Source organism: Arthrobacter sp. Hiyo1, assembly GCF_001263615.2.
Lineage (GTDB): Bacteria > Actinomycetota > Actinomycetes > Actinomycetales > Micrococcaceae > Arthrobacter.
Map to the genome: position 1 here is coordinate 34554 of NZ_DF952473.1, position 2813 is coordinate 37366.

Consider the following 2813-nt stretch of genomic DNA (forward strand, 5'->3'; position numbering starts at 1 on the left):
CAGGACAGCGCGCAGTGCCGCCTCCATGCGGTCGAGATCACGATAGTCGGGAACGACGACGACGGCGCCCCGCCCTGAGGAGCGGACTGCCGCCACCGCGGATGCCACGAGCTCGGGCCAGCCTGCGGTTCCAAAACCCTGCGTTGCCGTCAAGACCGCGCGGGGTGAGCCACCCCCGGCCAGGTGTTGCAAGTATGGCGCTCCGTTGGTGTAGGAAGCCCACGCCGCGTGCGCCTGCGAGGCCGAGCCCTGGGACGGGATGCCCTGGGGCGCCTCGGTGTGTTCGGCAGGGGTGGCCGGCTCGTCCGAAAGGGAATCGCCGGACAGGAGCAGCTTCTCCAGCCGCGCGACGCGGGGCGGAATGGCGGTCCGGAGGACATCGCTGCGCGTTCCGGCGTAGCGGGCCGCGACACTCGTGGCAAGGTCCAGCAACGCCGGAGTCAGCACCGGGACGGCTGAAACCACCTTGAGAAGGGGAGTCAGGGCATGCCCGGCTTCCGACGATTCCATGCGCTCCAGGACGTAGCCGCTGAGTTCCTGGCCGCTGAAGCGGACTTTGACCCGGACGCCTGCCAGGGCCGTCCCCTCCAACTCGGCCGGGACACTGTAGTCAAAGGGCCTGTCGAGATGCAGCAAGGATGATTCGATCAAGACCCGCGCCACCGGGTTGCTCGCCGCGAGCGGCGGTCCGCCGACGTCGTTCCCGCGCGAGGGGAAGCCTTGGAGCAAGGACGGCTGACGGGCCGGCGAAGACGACACCATGGCAAACGGAAGCAACGAACCATCGCTCATGCTTGTCACCTCCCTGGAGTGCCGGATGCCTTCGTCCAATCCAAGCAGGCCCCACCGACAATTCCGGATTCCGGCCGGCACGGGCAAGCCGTTTCAGGCGTTGAAGAATTCCTTCAATTCGTCCACGCGGTCCAATCGTTCCCACGTGAAATCCGGCTCGTCGCGGCCGAAGTGGCCATGCGCCGCCGTCTTGGCGTAGATGGGGCGCTTGAGGTCGAGGGCGTCAATGATGGCGCGCGGACGGAGGTCGAAGATCTCCGCAATCGCTTCGCTGATCTTGGCCGGGTCGACACTCTCGGTACCAAAGGTTTCCACGTAGGTACCCACCGGACGTGCCTGGCCGATCGCGTAGGCGATCTGGATTTCGGCCCGCTTGGCCAAGCCTGCTGCCACAACGTTCTTTGCTACCCAGCGCATCGCGTAGGCCGCCGAGCGGTCCACCTTCGACGGATCCTTGCCGGAGAAGGCACCGCCACCGTGGCGGGCCATGCCGCCGTACGTATCAACGATGATCTTGCGGCCTGTCAGCCCGGCATCGCCGACGGGACCGCCGATGACGAAGGCGCCGGCGGGATTCAGGATATTCGCGACGTGGGAGATATCCAGGTTGGCCGCAGCCAGGACGGGGTCGATCACGTGCGAGGCGAGATCGGCGCGCAAGAGATCGAGGTGGGTTCCCTCTGCGTGCTGGCTGGAGATAACCACCGTTTCAACGGAAACCGGACGGTCACGGTCGTAGCCGACCGTCACCTGGGTCTTGCCGTCGGGGCGCAAGTAGGCCAGTTCGCCGCTCTTGCGGACTTCGGTAAGGCGCTCCGAAAGGCGGTGTGCGAGCCAAATGGGCGTCGGCATATAGGACGGGGTCTCATCGCTCGCGTAGCCGAACATGATGCCCTGGTCACCGGCGCCTGAAGGTCGTAGTCGTCCTCCTGGCGGCCTTCGCGGGCTTCGAGCGAATTGAAGACGCCGCCGGCGATGTCGTTGGACTGCTGTCCGATGGAGACAGACACGCCGCAACGGGCGCCGTCGAAGCCATTGGCCGACGAGTCGTACCCTATTCCGAGGATGGTCTCGCGGACGATCTGCGGGATTTCAACATACGCGTCCGTCGTGACTTCACCGGCTACATGCACCAAGCCCGTGGTGGCCATGGTTTCAACAGCCACGCGCGACTCAGGGTCTGCCGCCAGGAGCGCATCAAGGATGGCGTCGCTGATCTGGTCGCAGATTTTGTCCGGGTGCCCTTCCGTAACCGACTCCGAGGTGAAGAGCCGGAGCTTGGACGGGGTGCCGTGGGATTCATGGTGCAGCGGTAAAGTCACTCGACTACCTTACTCGGTTGGGGGCGGCCGGCTTCCGCCGTATGTCCCTATGCTAAGGATGGACCAGCCAGGAAATGAGCCTCGCCGGCGCCTACGTGGCCGGGCGTACTCGGCTTAGTTCAGTGCTGATTCGGTCAATGACAGCGGCCGCGACGTCGGATTTGGAACCCGCCGCCGACTGCGGCGCCGCGCCATGGCCGGAGAGAATGATCACAGAATTCTGGTCCTGGCCGAACACTCGCCCAACGCCGACCTGGTTGACCACCAAAAGGTCGCAGCCTTTGCGTTTGAGCTTGGCGGTGGCGTGTTCCAGGACGTCGCCGTCTTCGTCCCCGGTTTCGGCCGCAAACCCGATGATCAACTGCGTGGATGCCGCGGCGTCGCGGCGCACTACCAGTTCATGCAGGATGTCCGGGTTCTGCACGAGGCGCACCACGGGGGCGTCGTTGCCGTTGACCTTCTTGATTTTCGTGTCTGAAACCTCGGCAGGACGGAAATCCGCGACAGCCGCGGCCATGATCACGACGTCGGAGCCGACGGCGGCTTCCAGCGCGGCGTCACGGAGCTCCAGTGCGGATTCAACCTGGACCAGTTCGACGCCGGCAGGTGCCTGGACGTCCATGTGGGCAGCGAGAAACCTCACGTGGGCTCCTGCGTCAAGGGCCGCGGCGGCCAGCGCAACACCCTGCTTGCCGGAAG

At 65.3% G+C, this 2813-nt stretch carries 1 protein-coding gene and 2 pseudogenes; all 3 read right to left on the bottom strand.

Features of this window, described 5'->3' with window-relative positions:
• Positions 1-792 (bottom strand): annotated as a pseudogene (locus tag AHiyo1_RS15755) (primosomal protein N'); the annotation flags it as partial.
• Between the two features lie 93 nt (positions 793-885).
• Positions 886-2114: pseudogene (gene metK / locus AHiyo1_RS15760) on the bottom strand (methionine adenosyltransferase).
• 91 nt (positions 2115-2205) lie between these two features.
• The coding region (locus AHiyo1_RS26985) for a phosphopantothenoylcysteine decarboxylase domain-containing protein (RefSeq protein WP_275937069.1) at positions 2206-2813 on the bottom strand (608 nt) is incomplete at its 5' end.